Source organism: Pseudooctadecabacter jejudonensis (assembly GCF_900172275.1).
GTDB lineage: Bacteria > Pseudomonadota > Alphaproteobacteria > Rhodobacterales > Rhodobacteraceae > Octadecabacter > Octadecabacter jejudonensis.
Genome location: NZ_FWFT01000001.1, coordinates 749873 through 768708, shown reverse-complemented (window position 1 = coordinate 768708; position 18836 = coordinate 749873). Strand labels below are relative to the sequence as shown.

Below are 18836 nucleotides of genomic sequence, written 5' to 3'. Positions count from 1 at the left end.
ACCAAGGAGCATCTTATGTCCCGTTTTGAAGGCAAACGTATTTTGATCACAGGCGGCACGTCGGGCATTGGTTTTGCCACGGCCAAGCGGATCGTTGATGAAGGCGGGGAGGTCGCTGTCACAGGAACCACGCAAGATCATCTGGATGAGGCGGGACGCACCTTGCCGTCTGGATCTTTGGTGCTGCGCAATGATGCATCAGACCCGCAGGCCGCCAAAGAGCTTGCACAGAAGATCAAGGACCAGATGGGCGGCATTGATGGCGCGTTCCTGAACGCAGGCTACGGTGAGAATTTTGCCACCGAAGATCTGACCCAAGAGGGGTTTGACGGAATGATGAACGTCAATGTGCGCGGCCCTGCCTTGCAAATGGCGCAGTTGAAGCCGCTGTTGAATGACAGCGCGGCGGTGCTGCTGACAGCCTCTGTCGCCCCCTATATGGGCGGGCCGAACGGGGCAATTTATGCCGCAACCAAGGCCAGTTGTGCGGCGATGGCGCGGTCCTGGGCGCGCGATATGGCGGGCCGCAACATTCGCGTGAATTCCATCGCGCCGGGTCCGATTGAGACCAATTTCTTTGATGCGCTGGGCGAAGAGGGAGAAGAGGCGGACACGTTGCGCGAGGGTGTGGGCAACCGCGTGCCCCTTGGCCGCTTTGGCACATCTGAGGAAGTGGCCGCCGTTGCATGTTTTCTTCTGTCCAGCGAGGCGAGTTTCGTCACGGGAAGCGAATATATGGTCGATGGCGGCATGACATTGCGCTAGGCGGCGATGGCAGAGGGGGGACGCTGTCCCCCCGACGCGTACCGCGTCCCCCCCCTGAGGTATTTTTGACCCAAAGAAGGGGCGAACGAACTGTGAACATGGGGTTTTCATGGCGGGCGGGGCGCGCTAGATATGTCCCATGAGCAGTTTTTCAGACGATGATGCCTTTGAGGCCGCCGCCGCACCCCGTGTGCCGTTATCACAACGGGCCATGGGCGGGTTTGCGCAGCCCTATCTGGAAGGGCTGAACCCCGCCCAACGGGAGGCTGTTGAGGCCTTGAACGGGCCGGTTTTGATGCTGGCGGGGGCGGGCACGGGCAAGACCAAGGCGCTGACCGCGCGCATCGCCCATTTGCTGGCCACGCGGTCAGCGCAACCGAACGAGATTTTGGCCGTCACCTTTACCAACAAGGCGGCCCGCGAAATGAAGACGCGGGTGGGCGCATTGACGGGCCATATTGAGGGTATGCCATGGTTGGGGACGTTTCATGCGATTTGTGTGAAACTGCTCAGGCGGCATGCGGAACTGGTCGGTCTGAAAACGAATTTCACAATTCTGGATACGGACGATCAACTGCGGTTGCTGAAACAGCAGGTTGCTGCGGCTGAGATTGACGACAAACGGTGGCCTGCGCGGATGCTGTCCGGAATTATTGATGGCTGGAAGAACAAGGCCTGGGTGCCGTCTCAGGTGCCTGTGGCTGAAAGCAGCGCGTTTGATGGGAAGGGGATTGAGCTTTATGCGGCCTATCAACAACGGCTGAAAGATCTTAACGCCTGTGATTTTGGCGATTTGTTGCTGCACATGGTGACGATTTTCCAGACCCATGATGGCGTGCTGAAGGAGTATCAAGAGCGGTTCAAATACATCCTTGTTGACGAATATCAGGACACGAACGTCGCCCAGTATATGTGGCTGCGGCTGTTGGCGCAGGGGCACAAGAACATTTGTTGCGTGGGGGATGATGATCAGTCGATTTATGGATGGCGTGGGGCCGAAGTGGGCAACATCCTGCGGTTTGAAAAGGACTTTCCGGGCGCGACTGTGGTCCGGCTGGAACAGAATTATCGTTCAACCGGGCACATTCTGGGGGCCGCGGCGGGCGTTATTGCGGCCAACAAGGGCCGTTTGGGCAAGACGTTGTTCACGGATGGGGACGACGGGGAACAGGTTCGCCTGATCGGCCATTGGGACGGCGAGACCGAGGCCCGGTGGATCGGCGAAGAGATCGAGGCGATGCAGCGGGGCACGCGCGGCATTGACCCCATGGCGTTGAACGACATGGCAATTCTTGTGCGGGCGTCCCATCAGATGCGCGCCTTTGAAGACCGGTTTTTGACGATCGGGCTGCCGTATCGCGTGATCGGCGGTCCGCGGTTTTATGAGCGGATGGAGATCCGCGATGCCATGGCCTATTTCCGCCTTGCGGTGAGCCAGGACGACGATTTGGCCTTTGAAAGGATCGTCAACACGCCCAAGCGGGGCCTTGGCGACAAGGCGGTGCAGACCATCCAGACGACGGCACGCACCAATGGCGTCAACCTTGTTGAGGGGGCGCGGCTGTGTGTCGAAGGCGGGCTGATCAAGGGCAAAGGGGGCGCGGCGCTGCGCGAGTTGGTGCAGGGGCTGGACCGGTGGTTTGCGCAACTGCGGGCAGAGGCGGACACCCATGTCGAAGTGGCCGAGATGATCCTTGATGAAAGCGGCTACACCACCTTTTGGCAGAACGACAAAACGCCTGAGGCGCCGGGGCGGTTGGAAAACCTCAAGGAACTGGTCAAGGCGTTGGAGAACTTCGAGAACCTTCAAGGGTTCCTCGAACACGTCAGTCTGATCATGGACAACGCGCAGGATGAACAGGATGACAAGGTCACCATCATGACCCTGCATGCGGCTAAGGGTTTGGAATTTCCCGCCGTATTCTTGCCAGGATGGGAGGATGGGTTGTTTCCGTCGCAGCGGTCCATGGATGAAAGCGGGCTTAAGGGCCTCGAAGAAGAGCGCCGGCTGGCCTATGTGGGCATCACGCGGGCCGAACAGCATTGTTGCATCAGTTTTGCGGCGAACCGGTTGGTTTATGGGCAATGGCAAAGCCAGATGGCGAGCCGGTTCATTGATGAGTTGCCCGAGGACCATGTAGAGGTGCTGACCGCGAGTGGTCTTTATGGCGGTGGCATGTCGGCGGCGGCGAACCCGGCGTCCGTTGGCATGGGATCCCATCTGCATGACAAGGCGGCGAGCGCGGATGTCTACAATTCGCCCGGATGGCGGCGGTTGCAATCACGCAGCCAACAGCGCCCCGTGGCGCAACCGCAAGAAAGCCGCAACATGGTGATCGATATGACGGCGTCGTCATCGCACACCGTGGGCGACCGCGTGTTTCACCAGAAGTTTGGCTATGGCGAGGTCATGGAGATTGAAGGCGATAAGCTGGTGATCGAGTTCGACAAAGCGGGCGAAAAGAAGGTCGTTGCCAAGTTTGTCGTGGGGTCCGCCCAAGCGGATGATGTGCCGTTCTAGGCCTGATCGCAATTCGCGAGATTTGGTGGGGATCTAAAATTCCGGAATTTTAGATCTGTGGGCGACCGTTACGGCCATAAGATCGGGTAGAGGGTCGCAACCAGCAAAAGGGCCATGACCCAGTTGAATGTCCGCAGCCGTCCGGGCGACGTAAGGAACCGGCGCATTTGCTGGCCCAGAATGGTCCAGGACGCGACGCAGGGGATGTTTACGATGCCAAACGCCAGGGCCACCATGCCCACGGCGACAAATGATCGGGCCCCGTCAACTGTCGCATAGTTCGTGATGGCGTAGACGGCCATTGTCCAAGCCTTTGGATTGACCCATTGAAACGCGCCCGCCTGAAAGAAAGACAAGGGTGTGCCGCCGGTTTCGGGGGCATCGGGCAATCTGGGGGCTGCGGTCGCAATTTTAAAGGCCAGCCACAAAAGATAGACCACTGAGACGATTTTGAGGATGCGATCTGTCACGGGGTAGGCCTCAAACACCTGCATCAGGCCCATGCCGACCATAATAATCATAACCGAAAAGCCGATCCCGACCCCCAGCATATGCGGCAACGTCCGCCACACGCCAAAGTTGGCGCCGGAGGCCATCAACATCGTGTTGTTCGGTCCTGGCGTGATGGAGCTGACAAAGGCGAATGCGGATAAAGCGATGAAGATTTCGTAGGACATGCCGCAAAGATACAGCAATGAGGTGACAATGAAATTGTGAACATCGCGACGTACAAAATAAGCGCGCAACCCATGACAGAGATTGACGATATAAGCGCGCGCAGACTGCACGTGCTTTAGGCGCGACCGATTACACGCGCCTAAAGGCGCAATCGCGCGCGGGCGTAGATCAGCAGCAGGCCGTGACCGATGGCGCAGAGGATGATGGGCAGGCGTAGGGCGGCCTCACGGCCCAGATCAGGCTCCGCCGCTGCAGCGATCCACCCGCCCAGCAGCGCCCCGATGGGCATCGCCCCCCAGCCAAAGAAACGGTAGATCGCATTCACGCGGCCCAATAGGGCGTCCGGGATGCGCCGTTGACGGTAGGAGACGGTTACGACATTCCACAGCACGCCGCCCATCGTGCCCAACGCAAGGCTGACCGCCGTCACCCACGCCTGTGATGTCAGCGCCATCCCCACGTAAGATGCGGTGATCAAAACCAGGGCCGCCGGGATACTGACCTGCCCGCCAAAGCGCGCCACCCAAGCGGGGCCGATCATCCCCCCGATGACGGCGCCCACAGCCCCGCATGTTAACAAAAAACCATGTCCAACCGCATCCAGGCCCAGCACATCCTGGGAGAAGAGCACAAGGATCGTCATCACCATCAGACCCAGCCCGTTGATCAGGCCCAACATGATTGCGATGCGCAAAATGGTCGGGTGATTGCGCATCCAGGCCCATCCCTCACGCAGCTCTTGCGTGATTTTACGCCGAGGTGGGGCGGCGCGTGTGGGCAAGGCGATCATCCAGACACAGACAGCCGAAAGCCCAAAGGCCAGGGCATCGACGCCGAAGGGCACCGGCACGGCCATCGCAATCAGCACGCCGGCCAATGGGGGCCCGATGAACGATCCCATGATTTCCTCAATCGTCCACATCTGGCCATTGGCCCGTTCCAGATCCGCCTTGGCCACAAGGGCGGGCAGAACAGTTTGAGCAGCATTGTCGCGCACGACCTCAGCGGTGCCCAATGCGAAGGCAAAACACGACAACACCGCAATCGCCCAGATCGGGTCGCCCCGCAGCGGCAGATCAGGCAGGCCGAGAACCAGCCCCACCACGCCGACGTTCAAAACCATGCGCACCACATCAGCGCGCCAAATCAGCGTGCGACGGTCATATCGGTCCGTCACCACACCCACCGGGATCGAAAACAACAGCCACGGCAGACGTTGGGCAAACGCCACAAGGGCCACCAAAACCGGATCACGGGTGATCAGCGTCGCAAGCCACGGAAAGGCCAGCGCCGAAATGCCATCGCCCAGATTGGACACGGCTGAAGCGGAAAAAAGCAGACGGTAGGATCGGTTGGTGCGCAAAAGGGCCATGGCATCAGCCTGACCTGATCGAGGCGGCACCACAAACGAAAAACGGCGAAACCCAAGGGAGGAGGTGGGTTTCGCCGTTCAACGTTGTGCCCCGTGGGAGGTCGGGGACTTGGTATTCTGTGATCAAGTGCGGCGGTGTCAGGGAGGAGGAGAGACACCGCCGCGTCTTGATCAATGCGCCCGTCACCCAGGGAGGAGGAGAGGGCTGGGGCGCGATCACGGGACGTCAAAGGGAGGAGGAGACGCCCCGATCTTGCTGGTCGGATCAGCCTTTGGCTGCCTCAAGCGCGATGCGCTCAATGTCGCCGACCGTGATACCGATGTCTGCCAACTCACGACGGGACAAACGGTTCAATTCTTTTTTCGTCTCAAGGTACTTTTCGCGCTGCGCACGGGATTTGGCGGCAGTGTCGCGCCATTCGGCGATACGGGCGAAGATGGAAAAACCACCGGTACGTGTGTCAGTTACATATGCCATTACTAGGGCTCTTTCATGTTGCGACCCAATTCTGGGGTCTCGGGTTGCGGCGCCGTATTGCGCCTTCGAGACAAGATTTAAGGCTTTGCTGCGGATGCACAATACCGGGTCTGGCAATGCTGCTATGCAGAAAGTGCATGGTTAATGACTTGAAAACCCAGAGTTTTGTCCCTTGGGTTGGCTTGACCCTAGGGAAGATTACTTGATTGGCATGCAATGAGGCCTGTTGTCTGCTTTCTGGGCGGTTTATGAACACCATAGGCGAAAAGACGGAAGATCACCGGCGGCGGGGCACAGGGATATGACACAGACAAAAGAGACAATTTTGGCGGCTTTGGGCACCATTGGGCTGCCCGATGGTGGGGATTTGGTCTCGCGGGATATGATCCGCGCCTTGTCGGTGAATGGGGATCAGATCAGATTCGTGATCGAAGCGCCCGATGCCGCCACAGCCAGCCGGATGGAGCCTATTCGCCAAGCGGCTGAGATGATCGTGCAAAAGATGGATGGTGTGGCGTCCGTGTCCGTGGTGCTGACGGCCCACGCGCCCCAAGGCGGGGCGGCCAAGCAGCCTGCCGCGCCCGCCGACAAAACACCGCCAAATCTGACGATCGGTCGTCATCCCACGCCGCAGGCGGGGCCAGAGGGCGTGCCGGGAGTGGACAGGATCATTGCGATTGGGTCCGGCAAGGGCGGCGTTGGCAAATCCACCGTGTCGTCAAACCTCGCCGTGGCCTTGGCGCGGCAGGGACGGCGCGTTGGTTTGCTGGATGCCGATATCTACGGGCCGAGCCAGCCGCGCATGATGGGTGTGAACACGCGGCCCGGGTCGCCTGACGGAAAGACGATTATTCCATTGCAGGCCCACGGCGTGACGATGATGTCCATTGGTCTGATGGTGGATCCGGCCAAGGCCGTTGTTTGGCGCGGGCCGATGTTGATGGGCGCGTTGCAGCAGATGTTGACGCAGGTGGAATGGGGGGAGCTTGACGTGCTGTTGGTCGATCTGCCGCCCGGCACTGGTGATGTGCAGCTGACACTTTGCCAGAAAACCCATTTGACGGGATCGATTGTGGTCAGCACGCCGCAGGACGTGGCCTTGTTGGATGCGCGCAAGGCGCTGGACATGTTCGGCACCCTGAAAACGCCAATTCTGGGGCTGATTGAAAATATGTCGACCTATGTGTGCCCCAAATGCGGGCATGAGGAACACATCTTCGGGCACGGCGGCGTCGCCGCTGAGGCTGAGGCGATCGGTGTTCCGTTCTTGGGGCAACTTCCCATTGATCTGGACACCCGGCTGGCGGGGGATGCCGGCACGCCCATCGCGGCAGGCGACAGCCCCATGGCCGAGGCCTATGCCACACTTGCCAAGCGCCTTATCGACGGCGGCATGGGGTGAGCAGGATCACCATCCGCCCGGCCGCGCCGTCCGATTGGCCTGCGATCTGGGCGATGATCGAACCGGTGTTTCGTGCAGGCGACACCTATGCGGTGGCCACAGATATCACCGAAGACGCCGCCCGCGCGCTGTGGTTTGACGGGCCAGCGGCGTGCTTTGTGGCCGATGGGCCAAATGGCCTGTTGGGCACCTACTATATAAAGGCCAACTTTTCTGGCCATGCAGACCACATCTGCAATTGCGGCTATATCACCGCGGCTGCGGCGGCAGGGCAGGGGGTGGCGACAGCCATGTGCACCCATTCCCTAACGGCCGCCCGCGATCTGGGCTTTGACGCCATGCAATTCAATCTGGTGCTGGCGTCCAACACGCGGGCGGTCGCGCTGTGGCGCAGGCTGGGCTTTGCGACCATTGGCACGCTGCCCCAGGTGTTCCGCCACCCCGATTTGGGGCGGGTTGACGCCTATATCATGCACAAACACCTCTCATAACGTCAAAGGGCTGGGGCCCATCAGGGTCTGAATGGGATTTTCCGGTCGCTTTGGGAAACCATGGCACACTTATGGTGTGGTCGAATCAAATTGCAGTGAATCACCCGTGAGTCGGTGGAAATCGGCCAGATTTCGGCGTATATCTCCCCATATTGGGGCCGGAAATCGGCCTCTCGGCACTACAATCTGAAATTTTCTGGGAAAATCTGGAACTTTTTTTGATGGTCGAGAGGTCACAATATCTAGTGACTCATTTCCCCATTGGCACTGAATGTGTCCCGAATTGCCCCCTTTTTGGTCTATATGTTGTTTTGAGCAGGCCCCTAAAACACCATGTAGTTCCATGAAGTGCCAAAAAATCCTTGGCGTACCACGAATTCCCGTGCATACATGATTGCAAGAAGACGGGCAGACAACACGGGGCACCAAACGACCCCACCGACCAACCCAAGGTCAGGTTTCATACAGGCACCCAACTTCTTGAACGAAGAGATCCGGCGCGCGAGCGAGCAGACATCCCCCCAGGTGGCGCGCGCAGCTGGACACTCCCGGCAACGGGAAGAAGTCGGCGGATCAGGCAGTGGCAGCAGTCTGATCCGCCGTTTTCCGTTTAAACGGAGCGATTTTAATCGGGGGACAGATGAGGAGCCGCGGGACAGTGGGTCTGAGTTTCAGAGGCGAATTTCACCAGAAGGTGGACGGCAAGGGGCGCATGTCGATCCCGGCTGACTTTCGCGCTGTGCTAGCCGACGGTGACCCGCGCTGCCCTGAAAACCCATCCCCCCGTTTGGTTGTGTTGCACGGCGCCCATCTGGACGGCTGCCTGCATGTCTACACCATCGAAGCGATGACCGAGATTGAAGAGGGCATCAAACGGCTGCCGCGCGGGTCGGTGCAGCGCAAAAAGGCATCGCGCAAGATCCTTGGCAAATCATGGGAAACGGAGATCGACAAAGACGGTCGCATCGTGTTGCCCCAACGGTTGCGCGAACAGATCGGCCTCACGGGGCTGGCAACAATGACCGCCATGGGCGATTATTTTGAGCTGTGGGACGCAGGCACCTATGAGAGGTTCGAGGCCGAAGAGGACGACGATGACGATGACATCGATCCGCTTCTTTACCTTGATCAAGCCACCCCACCGGATCAGGCCTGATCCATGGGGACCGCTGCCGCCACATCCCCCCATATTCCCGTTCTGATCGGGCCGCTTGTTGCGGCCTGTTCGCCCATTGGGGGCACATGGATTGATGGGACGTTCGGGGCGGGCGGCTATACGCGCGAATTGATCAAGGCGGGGGCGGATCAGGTCATCGGGATCGACCGCGACCCCGATGTGATCAAGGCGGCAACATGGGTGGCCGATGATCCGTCTATCATGTTGATTCAAGACACATTTTCAAACCTCGACGCGGTTGGGGGCGAGGGCGCGCAGGGCGTTGTCCTCGATCTTGGGGTGTCGTCGATGCAGATCGATCAGGCTGAACGGGGGTTCAGCTTTATGAAAGACGGGCCGCTGGATATGCGGATGGGACAGGAGGGGCAAAGTGCAGCTGACATTATCAATCACGCGGGCGAAGCCGATATTGCTGACATTCTATTTACGTATGGGGAAGAGCGCGCCAGCAGGCGCATCGCCCGTAAAATTGTTGCGCAGCGTGAAAGCGCCCCCATCGAGACAACCCTCCAGCTTGCAAAGCTGATCGAAGGGTGTCTGCCACGGCCCAAACCCGGCCAGTCGCACCCTGCAACCCGCAGTTTTCAGGCGATCCGGATTGCGGTGAATGACGAATACGGCCAGCTGGTTGAGGGGCTGGAGGCCGCCGAACGTGTGCTGGCCCCCGGTGGTTATCTGGCGGTCGTGACGTTCCATTCGGTGGAAGACCGGATGGTCAAACGGTTCTTCCAGCAGCGCGCCGGGGCCACGGGCAACGCCAACCGCTACGCGCCCGCGTTGGACACCGAGACACCCGCGTTTGAGATTGTGACCAAAAAGGCCATCGGCCCAGACGCGGATGAACTTGCCGCCAACACCCGCGCGCGGTCCGCCAAGCTGCGCGTGGCGCGGCGCACGGAGGCGCCGGCAGGCACGGCAGACCGCAGAAAGCTTGGCATGCCGCAGTTGAAGGACACAAGGTAATGCGTTCACTTCTATACATTTTGTCCGGTGTGATGGTGATGTGTCTGGCCTATTGGGCCTATCATGAGAATTATGAGACGCAGGCGTCCCTGCGTGAGGTCCGTGATCTGCACCGCCAGATTGGGGTGTCGCATCAGCGGTTGAACGTTTTGAATGCGGAATGGGCCTATCTGAACCGTCCTGACCGCCTGCGCGATCTGGCAGAGTTGAATTTTGACCGTCTGGGCCTGTTGCCGCTGATGCCCGATGGGTTCGGCCGGATTGACCAGATCGCCTATCCGGGCGGCATCGTTTTTGATTTGACCAATTCGGTCGAGGTTTCGTCCGACAATGCACCAGAGGTCAGCCAATGATCCGCACCCCCCTTCGCCCACTGGCCCGTATTCTCAAGGCACGCGAACAGGGGCAAAACCCTGACGCGATTGAGGCCGAAAACAAACGTTTGCGCCATGAGGACGACCGCGATCGGTCCCGTCTGCAGGCCGAAAGCCGTTTGTTGGTCATGGGGGTTGCGTTCTTTTGTGCGTTTTTGGTGATTGGTGCGCGGATGGGCATGTTGGCAGGCTCCGTGCCGGAGGAGCCGACGGCGCAGGCCTCAGGATCCCCGATTATCGGGCAACGTGCTGATATCGTGGACAGAAACGGACGCGTTCTGGCGACCAATCTGGACACGCACAGCCTGTATGCGCAGATCCCCGACATGATTGACCCGGCGAAGGCTGCACGCGAACTGGCGGCGATTTTCCCTGAGCTGGAAGAGGATGAACTGCTTGAGGATTTCACCGGATCGCGGCGGTTCCTGTGGGTCCGGCGTGAGATTTCGCCAGAACAGATGCAAGCGGTCCACGACATTGGCGACCCCGGTTTGCTGTTCGGCCCGCGTGAGATGCGGCTGTATCCCAATGGGTCCGTGGCCGCGCATATCTTGGGCGGTGCGACCTATGGCCGTGAGGGTGTGAATTCCGCCGAAGTCATCGGCGTGGCCGGGGTAGAGAAATTCTTTGACGACGCGTTGCGCGATCCGTCCCGGGGGGGCGCGCCGCTGGAATTGTCGCTGGATCTGACCGTTCAGGCGGCCTCTGAGCGGGTGTTGCACGGCGGGATGATGCTGATGCAGGCCAAAGGCGCGTCATCGGTTCTGATGGATGTGCACACCGGTGAGATTATCAGCATGGTGTCCTTGCCTGATTTTGATCCCAACGACCGGCCCCGCGTTCTGACCGCCGCCGACAACGCCACCGATCAATCGGACAGCCCCTTGTTCAACCGCGCCGTGCAGGGGGTGTATGAGCTGGGGTCGGTGTTCAAGATTTTCACTGTGGCGCAAGCAATTGAGCTGGGGTTGATCAACGCGGGTACGATGATCGACACGCAAGGGCCGTTGCAATGGGGCCGCTTTCGCATCCGTGATTTCCACGATTACGGCGCGCAGCTGTCTGCGACCGATGTGATCGTCAAATCCTCCAACATCGGGACCGCACGGATTGCGATGATGATTGGCGGCGAACGTCAGCGGGATTTCCTGGGCCAGCTGGGCCTGTTGGAAGAAACGCAAGTTGAGATGGTCGAGGCGCCCACAGGTGATCCGTTGTTGCCGCCAAATTGGTCGGAAATTTCAACGATGACAATCTCTTACGGGCACGGGCTTAGCTCATCCCCGGTGCATCTGGCGGCTGCCTATTCCAGCCTGCTGAATGGCGGCACGCGGGTGGAGCCTACGTTGCTGCGCCAAGACGGGCCGCAAAATGGGCCGCGCATTGTGTCCGAGCAGGTCAGCGCCGTGTCGCGGGATATGTTGCGCGCCGTTGTCACCGAAGGCACCGCATCTTTCGGTGACGTTGAGGGCTACGAGGTGGGCGGCAAGACCGGCACTGCAGACAAACCGCGCCCCACGGGCGGCTATTATGACGACCGCACGATTGCGACCTTTGCGTCCGTGTTTCCCGCAGATGACCCGCGCTATGTGCTGATCGTGACGCTGGATGAACCATCGGTCGAGGCTTTGGGCGAACAGCGCCGCACCGCCGGTTGGACAGCTGTGCCCGTGGCCGCCGAAATGACACGCCGTGTGGCGCCTCTCCTTGGCATGCGACCAGACGTTGAAACCGCCACGCCAACGGGTGTAACACTGACCTCAAACTAACGGGGCGGTATGCGACCCCGCCAAAGCCGGGGGCCGGGCATGACGGACAATACCACGCAACAGATGTCGCTTTTGGCGCTCGGTTTGACCGCGCAAGCTGGCCGAAATCCTGACATCACCGGCCTGAGCGTCGACAGCCGAGAGGTGAAGGACGGCCACTTGTTTTTCGCCTTGCCCGGCGCGCAGGTGCATGGGGGCGCGTTTATTCAGTATGCCTTGCGCATGGGCGCTGCTGCGGTGCTGACCGACGCCCAAGGGGCCGAGATCGCCGCAGAGGAACTGGCGGCGTCGGATGCGGCGTTGATTTTGACCGAAGACCCGCGTGGGGCCTTGGCGCAGACGGCGTCCCTGTGGTTTGGCGCACACCCTGATACGGTGATCGCCGTGACAGGCACCAACGGCAAAACGTCCGTATCGACCTTCGCGCGCCAGATCTGGGTTGAGATGGAACAGGCGGCGGTCAATCTTGGTACGACGGGCGTGGAAGGGGTCTGGACCCATCCGCTGAAACACACCACGCCGGAGCCGATCACGCTGCACCGTGCGCTGGCCGCGGCCCGCGCCGAAGGGGTTAGCCATGTGGCGATGGAGGCCTCGTCCCACGGGCTCGACCAGCGCCGGTTGGACGGGGTGATGCTGTCGGCGGCGGGGTTTAGCAATTTCACGCAGGATCATCTGGATTATCACAAGACGTTTGAGGCGTATTTTGACGCAAAAATGGGTCTGTTTACACGGTTGCTGCCCGAAGACGGCGCGGCTGTGATCAACATCGACGACCCCAAAGGGGCTGAGGTTGTGGCCCTGTGCGAGGAGCGCGGGATCGAAGTCATCACCGTGGGCCGCCACCCCGATGCGCGGCTGCATTTGCACGCGCAACGGTTTGACGCGACTGGCCAGCAGATCCTGTTCGATTGGCAACGGGGCCGTTTTTCCGCGCGTCTGAACCTGATTGGCGGGTTTCAGGCGGACAATGTGTTGCTGGCCGCAGGGCTGTGCATCGCCTCAGGTTCGGATGCGGAGGAGGTGTTCGACACCCTGCCGTATCTGACCACCGTGCGCGGCAGGATGCAGCATGCGGCGACACGCAAAAATGGCGGATCGGTCTTTGTGGATTACGCGCACACGCCCGATGCGGTGGCGACCGCCCTGCAGGCGATGCGGCCCCATGTGATGGGCAAACTGGTCGCCATTGTGGGCGCGGGCGGGGACCGTGATGCGGGCAAACGGCCCCTTATGGGGGCTGCAGCGGCCGAGCATGCGGATGTGGTTTTTGTGACCGATGACAACCCCCGTTCCGAGGATCCGGCCACCATTCGCGCCGCTGTGATGGAAGGCGCGCCGGAGGCTACGGAGGTCGGCGACCGCGCTGAGTCGATCTTGCGCGGGGTAGACGCGCTTGGGCCTGGCGATGCGTTGTTGATCGCGGGCAAAGGACATGAGACCGGACAGACCATCGGCGACGATGTTTTGCCTTTTGACGATGTGGAGCAGGCCAGCGTGGCCGTTTCCGCCCTTGATGGAGACCTCATTTGACACTTTGGACTTCAGCAGAGGCTGCCGCCGCCACGGGCGGGCAGGCCACCACCGATTGGGCCGCCACCGGCGTCAGCATTGACACGCGCACGATTGAGACGGGCGATTTGTTTGTGGCCCTGAAGGCCGCGCGCGACGGGCATGATTTTGTGCAAATGGCGCTGGACAAGGGGGCCGCTGCCGCCCTTGTGACCCATCGCCCCGAGGGCGTGGCCGAGGATGCGCCGCTTTTGATCGTGGACGATGTGCTGTCGGGATTGGAGTCGTTGGGCGCCGCCGCACGGGCGCGCACGCAGGCCAAGGTGCTGGCGATCACGGGGTCCGTCGGGAAAACATCCGCCAAGGAAATGGCCCGTGTGGTGCTGTCCCATCAGGGCCGCACCCACGCAGCTGAGGCCAGCTATAACAACCACTGGGGCGTCCCCCTGACGCTGGCGCGGATGCCACAGGACACGGAATTTGCCATCATAGAAATTGGCATGTCCAACCCAGGTGAAATTGAACCCTTGTCGCGGCTGGCACGGCCCCATGTGGCGCTGGTCACCACCGTGGCCGCCGCACACCTGGAGGCGTTCGAGGATCTGACCGGAATTGCCCGTGAAAAAGCATCCATTTTCAAGGGGCTAGAAGACGCGGGCACAGCCATCTACAATTCCGACATCCCCGCCGATTGCCTTGAGGTGGTCGAGGCCGCAGCCTGGGAGGCTGCCAAAATCGCCTTTCGCGTCGGCGCGGATGAGGCCGCGCAATACAGGCTGGGCAACGTGCAACTGGCCGACGGAACCACAATTGTTGAGGCTGACTTGCGCGACATCGGTCCGCTGATGTTCAAACTCAACACCGCTGGCCGTCATTTTGCAGCCAACGGGCTGGCCATTCTGGCCGCCACGCGGGCTTTGGGCGGGGATCTGGTGCAGGGCGCGTTGGATTTGGGGTTGTGGCAGCCTCCTGCGGGGCGCGGCACGCTGGAACATGTCACCACGGACCCCGCGCGCGAAGAAACGGTGGCGCTTATTGATGATGCGTTCAACGCCAATCCCACGTCCATGACCGCGGCGTTGGAGGTTTTGGCGTCCTATACGCCCGTGGATAACGTGGGCCATGTCGTCAAGGGGCGCCGCGTGGCGATCTTGGGCGATATGTTGGAGTTGGGCGCGGATGAGATGGCCATGCATGCCGCTATCGCGGACAATCCGCACATGACCGACATCCATCTGGTGCATTGTGCAGGGCCGCGCATGCGTGCGCTTTATGATGCGCTGCCTGAGGAAAAACGCGGGGCCTACGCGGACATCGCATCGGACCTTGCAGGGCAGGCGACGCGGCTTGTCGATGCGGGCGATGTGGTGCTGGTCAAAGGATCAAAGGGGTCGAAAGTCAGCCTTGTCGTTGACGCGATCCGCAAACTGGGGCATCCCGACGGGTAATCAGGCGCCCCCCAAGGTGCCGCATGATATAGCGATCAAAACAAAGGGCGCAGGCAGATGTTGTATTGGCTAACCGCACTCAGCGACGGCGGTGATTTCTTTAACCTGTTTCGCTACATCACATTCCGCGCGGGCGGGGCCTTTCTGACGGCGTTGATTTTCGGCTTTGTCTTTGGGCCCACCTTGATCCGCGTGTTGCGGGCGAAACAGGGCAAAGGCCAGCCCATCCGCGATGACGGCCCCGAAAGCCATCTGGCCAAAGCGGGCACGCCGACGATGGGCGGTTTGTTGATTGTCGGCGCTTTGCTGACCTCGACACTGCTGTGGGCGCGGCTGGACAACCCGTTCATCTGGATGGTGCTGTTTGTGACCATGGCCTTCGCGCTGATCGGGTTTGCCGACGACTATGCCAAAGTGTCCAAGCAGAACACCGCCGGGGTCAGCGGCAAGGTCCGTCTTGGCATCGGCTTTGCCATTGCCGCCGCCGCTGCCTTTTGGGCCGCGCAGTACCACCCTGAGGAGCTGTCGAACCAGCTGGCGCTGCCCGTGTTCAAGGACACGTTGTTGAACCTTGGCATCCTGTTTGTGCCTTTCGCGATGATCGTCATCGTGGGTGCGGCCAACGCCGTGAACATGACTGATGGCCTCGACGGTCTTGCAATTATGCCCGTGATGATCGCCGCGGGCACCTTTGGCGTGATCGCCTATTTTGTGGGCCGCGTCGATTTCACAACCGAATTGGGCTTGCACTACGTGCCGGGCACCGGCGAATTGGCGATTTTCGCCGCCGGTCTGATTGGCGGCGGTTTGGGGTTCTTGTGGTACAATGCCCCACCTGCTGCGGTGTTCATGGGGGATACCGGATCTCTCGCCCTCGGGGGGGCCTTGGGGGCCATCGCCGTGGCCACAAAACACGAAATCGTGCTGGCGATCGTGGGCGGTGTGTTCGTGGTTGAGGCGCTGTCCGTGATCATTCAGGTCCTTTATTACAAACGCACGGGCAAACGCGTGTTCCTGATGGCACCCATCCACCACCACTATGAGAAAAAGGGCTGGGCCGAGCCGCAGATTGTCATTCGTTTCTGGATCATCTCTCTCATTCTGGCGGTGATCGGTCTGGCGACCCTCAAGGTCAGGTAGGGCAGGGCGATGATTGCAGTTCAGGGTGTGACAGGCAAAACCATCGGCGTTCTGGGCCTTGGCCGGTCTGGTTTGGCGACCGTTGCCGCCCTGAAAGACGGCGGGGCCCATGTCATCGTCTGGGATGACAGCCCGACGGCGGCGGACACGGCAAATGGCGCGGGCGTTGACCTGCGCGATCTGACCAAAGAGGGCGCGTTTGAGGGCGTCGATGCGCTGATCACCTCACCCGGTATCCCGCATCTTTATCCCGAACCGCACCCCGCGATTGAAGCTGCATTGAGAGTTGGTGTGCCTGTCGACAATGACATTGGCCTGTTCTTTCGCAGCTTTGCGACGCAAGACTGGGACAATTTCGATACGATGCCAAAGGTCATCGCGGTCACGGGGTCCAACGGCAAATCCACCACCTCGGCCCTGATCCACCACATCCTGGAAGAGGCCGGACGCCCCGCACAGCTGGCCGGCAACATCGGGCGTGGCGTGCTGGATCTGGATCCTGCCCACGACGGCGAGGTCGTGGTTCTCGAACTCAGCTCCTACCAAACAGAGCTTGCCCGCGCGCTGACACCGGATGTAACGGTGCTGACCAACCTCAGCCCCGACCATCTGGATCGGCATGCAGGCTTCGGCGGATATGTTGCCGCCAAACGCCGCCTCTTTGCGGAGGGCGGACCGGATCGGGCCGTGGTCGGGGTGGATGAGGTCGAAGGGCGCTATTTCGCGAACCAACTGACCGAAGGTCCGGGCGATGATCGCGTGATCCGCGTCTCATCGGGGCAAAAACTGGATCGCGCGCCGTGGTCTGTCTTTGCGCGCAAAGGGTTCCTCAGTGAATATCGCAAGGGCCGCCAAGTGGCCTCGATCGATTTGCGCAAGATCGCCGGGCTTCCGGGGGCACACAATCACCAGAACGCCTGTGCGGCCTATGCCGCCTGTCGCGCCATCGGCCTCGGCCCGCGCGTCATTGAAACCGCGCTCCATAGCTTTGCGGGTTTGCCCCACCGCAGTCAGTTGATCGCTGAAAAGAACGGCGTGCGCTTCGTCAACGACAGCAAAGCCACCAACGTGGACAGCGCCGCCAAGGCCTTGGCCGCCTTCGACAACATCCGCTGGATCTGCGGCGGGCTTGAAAAAGAGGGCGGGCTGGACGCGCTGCTGCCTGCACCTTCGGTGCGCAAGGCCTATGTCATCGGGCGCGAGGCCGCGGCCTTTGCCATGAAGCTCAAAGGGCTGGACGTCGAAGTCTGCACCGATATGGCCACCGCCGTCTCCCGCGCGGCCGAAGACGCGCAAAGCGGGGATACCGTCCTTCTGGCCCCCGCCGCCGCTTCATTTGATCAATACGACAGCTTTGAAAAACGTGGGGATGATTTTATCGCGCAGGTCAGCGGCCTTTAGCCCTTCTTCATCTGACCCGAAAAAACTCCCCCCGGAGGGCCGGGTTGCCCCAAGCGCTACCCCAACCGCCCCGCGATGGCGGTGCCAGCAGCATAGGCCGATGACCAGGCCCATTGAAAATTGTACCCCCCAAGCCAACCGGTGACGTCCACAGCTTCCCCGATGAAATAAAGGTTCGGGACGGCCTTTGCCTCCATCGTTTTGGACGACAGACCCTTGGTGTCCACCCCCCCCAAGGTAACTTCCGCCGTACGGTAGCCCTCGGTGCCTGACGGGCGCAGGGGCCAGTTCAACAGATGCGACGTGAGCGCGTCGATGCGCGTGTCCGAGATGTCGCCGACGTTTCCGGACAGATCAACCTCATCGGCCAAATGATCCACCAGCCGTTGTGGCAGATGCGTGGCAAGCGCTGTGGTCAGGGCCTTGCGGCCCTGGGTACGGCGCTGATCTTTCAGCAGGGAAGCAAGGTCAAGTTCGGGAGAGATGGCGACGGTGACGTCTTCGCCCTCCTGCCAATAGCTGGACGCCTGCAACACCGCCGGGCCGGACAGACCGCGATGGGTGAACAACAAGGCCTCATCAAATGATGTGCCATCCTGCGTTGTCACACGGGCCGGGGTGGCTGTTCCCGCAAGGGGTTTGAACCGTTCGTCCGAAAACGTGAACGGCACAAGGGCCGCGCGGGTGTCTGTGACATCCAATCCGAATTGATCTGCCAGTTGATAGGCAAACCCCGTGGCACCCATTTTCGGGATGGATTTGCCGCCCGTCGCCACGACCAAGGCTGACGCCTTAACCGTGGCGCGTTTGCCGCCCCTCTCAACCGTGACAGTGAAGTCCGATCCGGTGTGGGAGACCTCGACGATTGTGGTCTCCAGCCACAGTTGCGCGCCTGCGGCCTCCATCTCAGCGCGCAACATGGCGATGATGTCTTTGGCTGAGGTGTCGCAGAAGAGCTGCCCGAGCGTTTTTTCGTGCCACGGGATGTTGTGACGGTCCACAAGGTCGATGAAGTCCCATTGCGTGTACCGCGCCAGGGCGGATTTCGCGAAATGGGGGTTCTGGCTGATAAAATTGGCAGCTGAGGCCCCAAGATTGGTAAAGTTGCAGCGCCCGCCGCCTGAAATACGGATTTTTTCGCCTGCGGCTTTGGCGTGATCAATGACCAAGGTGCGTGGGCCGGCATGGGCGGCTGCGAAAAGGCCCGCGGCGCCTGCGCCAAGGATAAGAGTGTTTACATGCATGCGCTGTTCGTTGCCTTGGATCGGGCCTTTGCGCAAGAGGTGAGGGTGCCGCAGTGAGTTGTATTGGCCAAGATGAAGGGGGCCGTGCGCATTTTTTCTGG

Annotated in this window: 16 protein-coding genes; 12 read left to right on the top strand and 4 right to left on the bottom strand. The window is 60.6% G+C overall.

Features of this window, described 5'->3' with window-relative positions; translation table 11 throughout:
* The first annotated feature begins 15 nt into the window (after nucleotides 1–15).
* Together PSJ8397_RS03615 and PSJ8397_RS03610 are read left to right on the top strand one after the other, a co-directional pair.
* Nucleotides 16–765, top strand: a complete 750-nt coding sequence (locus PSJ8397_RS03615) for an SDR family oxidoreductase (protein WP_085863170.1) — start codon at nucleotides 16–18, stop codon at nucleotides 763–765.
* 139 nt (nucleotides 766–904) lie between these two features.
* On the top strand, nucleotides 905–3286 hold the full coding sequence (locus PSJ8397_RS03610; RefSeq protein ID WP_085863169.1) for an ATP-dependent helicase: 2382 nt from the start codon (nucleotides 905–907) through the stop codon (nucleotides 3284–3286).
* 68 nt (nucleotides 3287–3354) lie between these two features.
* Here the strand turns inward: PSJ8397_RS03610 and PSJ8397_RS03605 are convergent, their stop codons facing one another.
* From PSJ8397_RS03605 to PSJ8397_RS03595, 3 genes are all read right to left on the bottom strand, one after another.
* On the bottom strand, nucleotides 3355–3963 hold the full coding sequence (locus PSJ8397_RS03605) for a LysE family translocator (protein ID WP_085863481.1): 609 nt from the start codon (nucleotides 3961–3963) through the stop codon (nucleotides 3355–3357).
* 140 nt (nucleotides 3964–4103) lie between these two features.
* The gene (locus PSJ8397_RS03600) at nucleotides 4104–5336 is read right to left on the bottom strand and encodes an MFS transporter (protein WP_085863168.1); all 1233 of its coding nucleotides are present in this window, start codon (nucleotides 5334–5336) and stop codon (nucleotides 4104–4106) included.
* Nucleotides 5337–5601: 265 nt separating this feature from the next.
* Nucleotides 5602–5814, bottom strand: coding sequence for a DUF1127 domain-containing protein (locus PSJ8397_RS03595; protein ID WP_085863167.1), 213 nt, complete (start codon nucleotides 5812–5814; stop codon nucleotides 5602–5604).
* Nucleotides 5815–6115: 301 nt separating this feature from the next.
* On the opposite strand from PSJ8397_RS03595, the gene PSJ8397_RS03590 reads away from it, so the two are divergent.
* The 10 genes from PSJ8397_RS03590 to murD all read left to right on the top strand — a co-directional run bounded on the left by PSJ8397_RS03590 (nucleotide 6116) and on the right by murD (nucleotide 17491).
* Nucleotides 6116–7216, top strand: a complete 1101-nt coding sequence (locus PSJ8397_RS03590) for an Mrp/NBP35 family ATP-binding protein (protein WP_085863166.1) — start codon at nucleotides 6116–6118, stop codon at nucleotides 7214–7216.
* Complete coding sequence (locus PSJ8397_RS03585; RefSeq protein ID WP_306372133.1) at nucleotides 7213–7707, top strand: GNAT family N-acetyltransferase; 495 nt, start codon at nucleotides 7213–7215, stop codon at nucleotides 7705–7707. The genes PSJ8397_RS03590 and PSJ8397_RS03585 overlap by 4 nt, the downstream gene beginning before the upstream one ends.
* 640 nt (nucleotides 7708–8347) lie before the next feature.
* Nucleotides 8348–8863 carry a division/cell wall cluster transcriptional repressor MraZ gene (locus PSJ8397_RS03580; RefSeq protein WP_268794657.1) on the top strand — a complete coding sequence of 172 codons (516 nt, stop codon included), beginning with the start codon at nucleotides 8348–8350 and terminating at the stop codon, nucleotides 8861–8863.
* A 3-nt stretch (nucleotides 8864–8866) separates the two neighbouring features.
* Complete coding sequence (gene rsmH / locus PSJ8397_RS03575; protein WP_085863164.1) at nucleotides 8867–9847, top strand: 16S rRNA (cytosine(1402)-N(4))-methyltransferase RsmH; 981 nt, start codon at nucleotides 8867–8869, stop codon at nucleotides 9845–9847.
* Nucleotides 9847–10200, top strand: a complete 354-nt coding sequence (gene ftsL / locus PSJ8397_RS03570) for a cell division protein FtsL (protein ID WP_085863163.1) — start codon at nucleotides 9847–9849, stop codon at nucleotides 10198–10200. The genes rsmH and ftsL overlap by 1 nt, the downstream gene beginning before the upstream one ends.
* A complete protein-coding gene (locus PSJ8397_RS03565; protein WP_085863162.1) occupies nucleotides 10197–11990 on the top strand; it encodes a peptidoglycan D,D-transpeptidase FtsI family protein in 1794 nt (597 codons plus the stop codon). Before ftsL ends, PSJ8397_RS03565 begins: the two co-directional genes overlap by 4 nt.
* A 39-nt stretch (nucleotides 11991–12029) precedes the next feature.
* Nucleotides 12030–13523, top strand: a complete 1494-nt coding sequence (locus tag PSJ8397_RS03560; protein ID WP_085863479.1) for a UDP-N-acetylmuramoyl-L-alanyl-D-glutamate--2,6-diaminopimelate ligase — start codon at nucleotides 12030–12032, stop codon at nucleotides 13521–13523.
* Nucleotides 13520–14950 (top strand): UDP-N-acetylmuramoyl-tripeptide--D-alanyl-D-alanine ligase, encoded by a 1431-nt coding sequence (locus PSJ8397_RS03555; RefSeq protein WP_085863161.1) that lies wholly within the window; start codon nucleotides 13520–13522, stop codon nucleotides 14948–14950. Before PSJ8397_RS03560 ends, PSJ8397_RS03555 begins: the two co-directional genes overlap by 4 nt.
* Nucleotides 14951–15007: 57 nt before the next feature.
* Complete coding sequence (mraY, locus tag PSJ8397_RS03550) at nucleotides 15008–16090, top strand: phospho-N-acetylmuramoyl-pentapeptide-transferase (RefSeq protein WP_085863160.1); 1083 nt, start codon at nucleotides 15008–15010, stop codon at nucleotides 16088–16090.
* A 9-nt stretch (nucleotides 16091–16099) separates the two neighbouring features.
* Nucleotides 16100–17491 carry a UDP-N-acetylmuramoyl-L-alanine--D-glutamate ligase gene (gene murD, locus PSJ8397_RS03545; RefSeq protein WP_085863159.1) on the top strand — a complete coding sequence of 464 codons (1392 nt, stop codon included), beginning with the start codon at nucleotides 16100–16102 and terminating at the stop codon, nucleotides 17489–17491.
* 56 nt (nucleotides 17492–17547) lie between these two features.
* Here murD and PSJ8397_RS03540 read toward each other — a convergent pair whose 3' ends face one another.
* On the bottom strand, nucleotides 17548–18735 hold the full coding sequence (locus tag PSJ8397_RS03540) for a BaiN/RdsA family NAD(P)/FAD-dependent oxidoreductase (protein ID WP_085863158.1): 1188 nt from the start codon (nucleotides 18733–18735) through the stop codon (nucleotides 17548–17550).
* Nucleotides 18736–18836: the final 101 nt, after the last annotated feature.

Excerpts from the sequence above, each read along its gene's own strand:
- PSJ8397_RS03615 (WP_085863170.1), top strand. The coding sequence starts at position 16 with ATGTCCCGTTTTGAAGGCAAACGTATTTTGATCACAGGCGGCACGTCG.
- PSJ8397_RS03610 (WP_085863169.1), top strand. The coding sequence starts at position 905 with ATGAGCAGTTTTTCAGACGATGATGCCTTTGAGGCCGCCGCCGCACCC.
- PSJ8397_RS03605 (WP_085863481.1), bottom strand. The coding sequence starts at position 3,963 with ATGTCCTACGAAATCTTCATCGCTTTATCCGCATTCGCCTTTGTCAGC.
- PSJ8397_RS03600 (WP_085863168.1), bottom strand. The coding sequence starts at position 5,336 with ATGGCCCTTTTGCGCACCAACCGATCCTACCGTCTGCTTTTTTCCGCT.
- PSJ8397_RS03595 (WP_085863167.1), bottom strand. The coding sequence starts at position 5,814 with ATGGCATATGTAACTGACACACGTACCGGTGGTTTTTCCATCTTCGCC.
- PSJ8397_RS03590 (WP_085863166.1), top strand. The coding sequence starts at position 6,116 with ATGACACAGACAAAAGAGACAATTTTGGCGGCTTTGGGCACCATTGGG.
- PSJ8397_RS03580 (WP_268794657.1), top strand. The coding sequence starts at position 8,348 with ATGAGGAGCCGCGGGACAGTGGGTCTGAGTTTCAGAGGCGAATTTCAC.
- rsmH (WP_085863164.1), top strand. The coding sequence starts at position 8,867 with ATGGGGACCGCTGCCGCCACATCCCCCCATATTCCCGTTCTGATCGGG.
- ftsL (WP_085863163.1), top strand. The coding sequence starts at position 9,847 with ATGCGTTCACTTCTATACATTTTGTCCGGTGTGATGGTGATGTGTCTG.
- PSJ8397_RS03565 (WP_085863162.1), top strand. The coding sequence starts at position 10,197 with ATGATCCGCACCCCCCTTCGCCCACTGGCCCGTATTCTCAAGGCACGC.
- PSJ8397_RS03560 (WP_085863479.1), top strand. The coding sequence starts at position 12,030 with ATGACGGACAATACCACGCAACAGATGTCGCTTTTGGCGCTCGGTTTG.
- mraY (WP_085863160.1), top strand. The coding sequence starts at position 15,008 with ATGTTGTATTGGCTAACCGCACTCAGCGACGGCGGTGATTTCTTTAAC.
- murD (WP_085863159.1), top strand. The coding sequence starts at position 16,100 with ATGATTGCAGTTCAGGGTGTGACAGGCAAAACCATCGGCGTTCTGGGC.
- PSJ8397_RS03540 (WP_085863158.1), bottom strand. The coding sequence starts at position 18,735 with ATGCATGTAAACACTCTTATCCTTGGCGCAGGCGCCGCGGGCCTTTTC.